Raw genomic sequence first — 6,338 nt, forward strand, 5'->3', positions numbered from 1 at the left:
TTCAAATTTAAGAAACAAACAAACAATAGTTATAGTTATGGATTTTAATCTTACCGAAGAGCATTTAATGATTCAGCAAGCTGCCCGTGATTTTGCTCAACAAGAATTATTGCCGGGAGTAATTGAAAGAGATGAGCATTCAAAATTTCCGACCGAGCAAGTGAAAATGATGGCTGATTTAGGCTTTATGGGAATGATGGTTGATCCAAAATACGGTGGAGCAGGCTTAGACAGTGTTTCCTATGTTTTGGCAATGACAGAAATTGCAAAAATTGACGCTTCGGCCGCCGTAATCATGTCGGTAAATAATTCTCTAGTTTGTGCCGGTATGGAAAAGTATTGCAACGAAGAACAAAAAATGAAATATTTAGTACCATTGGCAAAAGGGGAAGTGATTGGTGCTTTTTGTTTGTCGGAACCCGAGGCAGGAAGCGACGCTACCTCTCAAAAAACAACGGCTATTGATAAAGGGGATTATTATTTGTTAAATGGTACCAAAAATTGGATAACTAATGGCGGAACTGCTTCTACATATTTAGTAATTGCTCAAACAGATGTTGAAAAAGGGCACAAAGGAATCAATGCTTTTATTGTTGAAAGAAGTTATCCCGGCTTCGAAATTGGACCAAAAGAAAAGAAAATGGGCATTCGCGGCAGCGACACGCATTCGTTAATGTTTAACGATGTGAAAGTCCCAAAAGAAAATAGAATCGGTGCCGATGGTTTTGGTTTTTCGTTTGCGATGAATGTGCTAAATGGAGGAAGAATCGGAATTGCATCGCAGGCATTAGGTATTGCAACGGGTGCTTATGAATTGGCATTAAAATACTCGCAGGAAAGAAAGGCTTTTGGTAAAGAAATATTTAAACACCAAGCCATTGCTTTCAAATTAGCTGATATGTATGTAAAAATTACGGCTGCTAATTTATTAATTATGAAAGCAGCGTGTGAAAAAGATGAAGGCAAAGATATTGCACATTCAGGAGCGATGGCAAAATTATATGCTTCTGAAATTGCCTTAGAAGTTACCAATGAAGCCGTTCAAATTCACGGCGGAAATGGCTATGTTGCCGAATATCATGTGGAACGTATGATGCGAGATTCAAAAATAACTCAAATTTATGAAGGCACTTCTGAAATTCAACGTATTGTGATATCGAGAGGATTGGTTTCGTAATCCGTTTTAAATTCTTATAATTTAAACCCTCTGAGAAATTTCTCAAAGGGTTTTTTTATTATTTTTGAAAAAAAATGGTGCGTATGCTGTTATTTCCTGTTCGAAAGGCTTTGAATGAATTGAATGATTTGCTCAATCAACTAACATACGAGGAGTATGTGTATCCGTGTCCTTATTTAAGTAATGCCTCCATTGGAGAGCATACACGTCATATTGTAGAGATGTTTCAATGTTTACTTGTGCAGTATGATCAAGGGGTTATAAATTATGATTCCCGAAAAAGGGATCGTTTGATTGAAACTGATTTGACTACTGCAAAAGCCGCCATTCAAACTTGTATGCAAGAATTGGAGAAACCTAATAAAGTAGTTCGTTTAGTTCAAATGATAGAAGGCCATGAAATAACCACGGAAAGCAATTATAACAGAGAATTACTTTATAATTTGGAACATTGCATTCACCACCAAGCGTTAATTAAAGTGGCCCTTATACAAAATAATTCCATTGTAATTAATGAAGGCTTCGGAGTGGCACCCTCCACATTAGAATACAGAAAGCAATGTGCACAGTAAGTTTTGTTGTTGCAAACGAACAAATTATTATCACTTCCAACCGCGATGAAAGCGTTGGCAGACCAAGTGCTTTAAAACCAGAAAAGTACATTGTAAACAATAAAAACATCATTTTTCCAAAAGACCCAAAAGCCGGAGGCACATGGTTTGCAACTACTGAAAACGGAACGGTTGCAGTGTTGTTGAACGGAGCCAAAGAAAAACATCAGGTTAAAGATTCCTACCGAAGAAGTAGAGGATTAATTCTCCTTGATATTATTAGTTCAAACGCTCCATTGGAAGAATGGAAAAATATTGATTTAATGAACATTGAACCATTTACAGTGGTGCTTTATTTCAGTAAAGAGTTGTATCAATTACAGTGGAATGAAATAGAAAAAGAAATAGTACAATTGGATAAATCAATGCATCACATTTGGTCTTCGCCAACTTTATATTCTAGTGAAGTCCGTTTGCTACGAGTTCATTGGTTTGAAAAATTCATGAACGAACAGCAGGAATTAAATCCGTTAAACTTGTTTGATTTTCATCAAAACACAGCAAGTGAGAATCAGGACTTCGGACTGATAATCAATCGAAATAATAGTTTAAAAACATTAAGTATTACACAAGCTGTTGTCAAAAAAAATGAAATTGAGTTTTCTCACTTAGATTTGCAGCAACAAAAGCATTTTGTCAATTCATATTCGATACAATAACTTGAAATTATTTTTCCATAAATTGTTTCATTGGGAATATTGGCCGTTTCAAGTGGTTTATATTCCTATCTATTTTTTGTGGATTTTTTGTGCGATTAAATCTAGAACATTTTTCTTTTTCAATGCCTGTAATCCAAGAATAAAAAATGGCGGATTTATGGCCGAAAGTAAAAAGGAAATTTATGACAGTATTCCGCAAGAATCTTATCCAAAAACAGAGTTAATTCATGAAAAAATCCCTTTTGATAAAGTGATTGTACTTTTAGGAGAGTCGAAAATTAAGTACCCCTTTATTGCAAAACCGGATATAGGTTTGAGAGGTTCGGCCGTAAAAAAAATTCATACAATTTCAGAATTAGAGGAGTATCATACAAAAGCTAATTTTGATTATTTGATTCAAGATTTAATTCCATATGCAAATGAAGTTGGGATTTTTTATGTCCGGTACCCAAATCAAGACAAAGGAAAAATCACCGGAATAGTAGGTAAAGAATTTTTGGAAGTAACCGGCGATGGCATTTCAAAAATTGTTGATTTATTACAAATGAATCCGAGGTATGAAATCCAATTAAAAGCATTGCAAAAAGAATACGGCACTCAATTAAATCAAGTTTTGAAAAAGAATCAAAAACGTAACTTGGTTCCTTACGGAAACCACGCCAGAGGAGCGAAGTTTATAGATGTGAGTCATTTAATTACTGAAAAATTGACAAAATCAATTGATGAAATGTGCCAACAAATTCCGGAGTTTTACTTTGGAAGATTGGATGTGATGTACAACACTTGGGAAGATTTAGAAAATGGTCAAAACTTTGCCATCGTCGAATTAAATGGTGCCGGAAGTGAACCTACTCATATTTACGATCCCAAACATTCGTTGTTTTTTGCGTGGTATGAATTAGCAAGACACATCACTTATATGTATCAGATTAGCGTTCAAAATCATCAAAAGGGTTTTCCGTATTTAACCTTTAATGAAGGAATAGAGCAGTACCGCTTACAAATGCAGCAGCAAAAAAAAATCTACCATTTTTAATGCATAAATTGAAGAATATAGGCGTTGGTTTTTTAGTAAGTTTCATTGGTTCTATTCCACTGGGATATTTGAATGTGGTTGGTTTTGATATATATTCTCAAAAAGGATTAACGGCAACCATATCTTATTTATTAGGCGTTGTTACAATTGAATTGTTTGTGATTTATTTCACTTTGATTTTTGCAAAAAAATTATCCGAGAATAAAAAACTAACGAAATATATCGAAGGTTTTTCGGTCTTGTTTATGTTAGTTTTGGCAGCTTTTTTTTATTTTAGTGCCAATTCAGAAACTACTAATAGAACTATTTTTTCTAATGTGTCAGAAAATTTTTTCTTTGCAGGATTACTTTTTAGCAGTTTGAATTTCATTCAAATTCCCTTTTGGACGGGTTGGAATTTATATCTGTTAAATGGTAATCATATAGAAATTTCAAAATCAAGAAAATACTTTTATGTTTTCGGAACTATTTTGGGAACGTTTTGTGGCATGTTAGTATTGATTGTATCACTTCATTATTTTGCTTCGAATGTTGCTTTTTTGTCAAAATATTTAATGAAATTCATTATCCCATTAGTGTTTTTTGGACTTGGAATTTTTCAAGCTTTAAAATTTTACAAGAAGTATTTTAGCTAATCTTCAAATACATTCTTTTCTTATCTTTACGAAAATTAGAAAGCAATTGAAAAATATAATTATCACCGGAACTTCCCGTGGAATTGGTTATGAACTAGCATTACAATTCGCCAACGCCGGTCATCAAGTACTGGCCATTTCAAGAAAAACGCCAAAGGAATTAATCGAACATTCGAACATCACTTGTCTTTCCATTGATTTATCAAGTGAAAAGGAATTGTATAAAGTATCCGATTTTTTATCTCAAACTTGGAAAAATGTGGATGTAATTATTCACAACGCAGGAAGTTTGTTGTTAAAACCATTTTCGCAACTCTCACAATCCGATTTTGAACAAGTTTATAAAGTCAATGTTTTTGCCGTAGCAAATCTCACGCGTATTTGCTTGCCTTTTTTGAAAAGAGGCAGTCACGTGGTAACCATTAGTTCCATGGGAGGCATTCAAGGAAGCATGAAGTTCGCTGGATTAGCAGCTTATTCTTCCAGTAAAGGGGCGGTGATAACACTTTCAGAATTATTAGCAGAAGAATGTCGAGAACAAGGAATTTCGTTTAATGTTTTAGCTTTGGGAGCCGTTCAAACAGAAATGTTGCAGGAAGCTTTTCCGGGTTATGAAGCTCCACTTTCTGCGAAAGAAATGGCCGACTATGTTTATGATTTTTCGTTAAACGGAAGTAAATATTTTAACGGAAAGGTGATTCAGGTATCTTCTTCAACACCATAAAAGTTAATTTATTTTTGTAAATTGTACCTTCATTTAAACTATATAAACTATGACAAAATTAAACGCCATCCAGCTATTTGAAGAAAGAAAAGTCCGAACCATTTGGGACAATGAAAACGAAAAGTGGTTCTTTTCAATTATTGATGTAATAGAGGCTTTGACAGAAAGCGATCGCCCCAGGAAATATTGGAGTGATCTAAAAACGAAGTTACAAAAAGAGGGAAGTGAACTGTCCGATTTTATCGGACAGTTGAAAATGATGGCCCCTGATGGAAAAATGCGACTAACTGATGTAGCAGATACCGAACAACTTTTTAGATTAATTCAATCAATTCCCTCACCAAAAGCTGAACCGTTTAAGTTGTGGTTAGCACAAATTGCATCGGAACGATTGGATGAATTGCAAGATCCGGAATTAACCATTGATAGAGCTTTAGAACAATATTTGCAGTTAGGATATTCTGAAAATTGGATTAATCAACGATTGAAAAGTATTGAAATCAGGAAAGAACTGACCGATGAATGGAAAAGCAGAGGGATTAAAGAAGGTCAGCAATTTGCAACTTTAACCGATATTATTTCAAAATCTTGGTCAGGCATAACCACTAAAGAATACAAATTATTGAAAGGATTAAAAAAGGAAAATCTTCGGGATAATATGACCAATACAGAATTGATTTTGAATATGTTAGCTGAAGCGTCTACAAAAGATATCTCCAAAGCAGTAAATCCTGAAACGTTTGAAGAAAGTAAAGAAGTTGCCAAACAAGGCGGAAATGTTGCCAATGTTGCCCGAAAAGAACTGGAAGCAAAAACAGGAAAAAAAGTAGTAACCAATTTAAACGCAAAATCGTTGGCAAGTCAAAATAAAGAAATCGATAAAAAATAAATGAGCGAAGTTCTCTTAAAATATCTTCCCGAACACGCTGTCGAACCTGTTTTTGAGTTGATTAAAACCAATTCGGTACATTTAAAAATCGTAAATGAGCGGCAAACGCGTCACGGTGATTATAGAAAGCACCCTACCGGGAAACATCAAATTACAGTCAATGCCAATTTGAATAAATACCGCTTTTTGATTACGCTCGTTCATGAAATTGCACACTTAGCAGCTTTTGAAAAGTACGGTCGATATATTAAACCGCATGGAAACGAATGGAAAATTACCTTTCAGCATTTAATGGTACCGTTTATTCGTCCGGAAATTTTTCCGAATTCGGTTTTGCCTTTGGTTGCCAATCACTTCCGAAATCCAACGGCTAGTAGCGACACCGATGCACGCTTAGCTTTTGCTTTAAAGCAATTTGACGAACGCAAACCGGATGTTCATTTTATACACGAAGTACCTTCGGGAAGTCTGTTCAGAATTAATAACGGAAAAATTTTCCAAAAAAAGGGACTTCGAGTCAAACGCTATGAATGTTTGGAAGTACAAACCGGAAAGTTATATTTGTTTAATGCCAATGCTGAGGTGGAGATTATACCGGGATAATTAT

The 6,338-nt window shown here is 34.7% G+C and carries 8 protein-coding genes; all 8 read left to right on the forward strand.

Annotated features, from left to right (window positions below; all coding sequences use genetic code 11):
* Positions 1–37 precede the first annotated feature (37 nt).
* The 8 genes from ACIQ2Z_RS09500 to ACIQ2Z_RS09535 all read left to right on the forward strand — a co-directional run bounded on the left by ACIQ2Z_RS09500 (position 38) and on the right by ACIQ2Z_RS09535 (position 6,334).
* Positions 38–1,177, forward strand: coding sequence for an acyl-CoA dehydrogenase family protein (locus ACIQ2Z_RS09500; RefSeq protein WP_396183908.1), 1,140 nt, complete (start codon positions 38–40; stop codon positions 1,175–1,177).
* A gap of 83 nt (positions 1,178–1,260) precedes the next feature.
* Complete coding sequence (locus tag ACIQ2Z_RS09505) at positions 1,261–1,749, forward strand: DinB family protein (RefSeq protein ID WP_396183909.1); 489 nt, start codon at positions 1,261–1,263, stop codon at positions 1,747–1,749.
* The gene (locus ACIQ2Z_RS09510) at positions 1,737–2,447 is read left to right on the forward strand and encodes an NRDE family protein (RefSeq protein WP_396183910.1); all 711 of its coding nucleotides are present in this window, start codon (positions 1,737–1,739) and stop codon (positions 2,445–2,447) included. Before ACIQ2Z_RS09505 ends, ACIQ2Z_RS09510 begins: the two co-directional genes overlap by 13 nt.
* A complete protein-coding gene (locus ACIQ2Z_RS09515; RefSeq protein WP_396183911.1) occupies positions 2,422–3,483 on the forward strand; it encodes a D-alanine--D-alanine ligase in 1,062 nt (353 codons plus the stop codon). Before ACIQ2Z_RS09510 ends, ACIQ2Z_RS09515 begins: the two co-directional genes overlap by 26 nt.
* Positions 3,483–4,118 carry a hypothetical protein gene (locus tag ACIQ2Z_RS09520; RefSeq protein WP_396183912.1) on the forward strand — a complete coding sequence of 212 codons (636 nt, stop codon included), beginning with the start codon at positions 3,483–3,485 and terminating at the stop codon, positions 4,116–4,118. Before ACIQ2Z_RS09515 ends, ACIQ2Z_RS09520 begins: the two co-directional genes overlap by 1 nt.
* 46 nt (positions 4,119–4,164) lie before the next feature.
* Complete coding sequence (locus ACIQ2Z_RS09525) at positions 4,165–4,842, forward strand: SDR family NAD(P)-dependent oxidoreductase (RefSeq protein ID WP_396183913.1); 678 nt, start codon at positions 4,165–4,167, stop codon at positions 4,840–4,842.
* A 49-nt stretch (positions 4,843–4,891) separates the two neighbouring features.
* Entirely contained in the window at positions 4,892–5,731 is an 840-nt protein-coding gene (locus ACIQ2Z_RS09530; protein WP_396183914.1) for a Bro-N domain-containing protein, read from the forward strand.
* Positions 5,732–6,334: a SprT-like domain-containing protein gene (locus tag ACIQ2Z_RS09535; protein WP_396183915.1), complete on the forward strand. Its 603-nt coding sequence runs from the start codon at positions 5,732–5,734 to the stop codon at positions 6,332–6,334.
* The last annotated feature ends 4 nt before the right edge of the window (positions 6,335–6,338 follow it).

This window comes from Flavobacterium sp., from assembly GCF_044361015.1.
Lineage (GTDB): Bacteria > Bacteroidota > Bacteroidia > Flavobacteriales > Flavobacteriaceae > Flavobacterium.

Excerpts from the sequence above, each read along its gene's own strand:
- ACIQ2Z_RS09500 (WP_396183908.1), top strand. The coding sequence starts at position 38 with ATGGATTTTAATCTTACCGAAGAGCATTTAATGATTCAGCAAGCTGCC.
- ACIQ2Z_RS09505 (WP_396183909.1), top strand. The coding sequence starts at position 1,261 with ATGCTGTTATTTCCTGTTCGAAAGGCTTTGAATGAATTGAATGATTTG.
- ACIQ2Z_RS09510 (WP_396183910.1), top strand. The coding sequence starts at position 1,737 with ATGTGCACAGTAAGTTTTGTTGTTGCAAACGAACAAATTATTATCACT.
- ACIQ2Z_RS09520 (WP_396183912.1), top strand. The coding sequence starts at position 3,483 with ATGCATAAATTGAAGAATATAGGCGTTGGTTTTTTAGTAAGTTTCATT.
- ACIQ2Z_RS09530 (WP_396183914.1), top strand. The coding sequence starts at position 4,892 with ATGACAAAATTAAACGCCATCCAGCTATTTGAAGAAAGAAAAGTCCGA.
- ACIQ2Z_RS09535 (WP_396183915.1), top strand. The coding sequence starts at position 5,732 with ATGAGCGAAGTTCTCTTAAAATATCTTCCCGAACACGCTGTCGAACCT.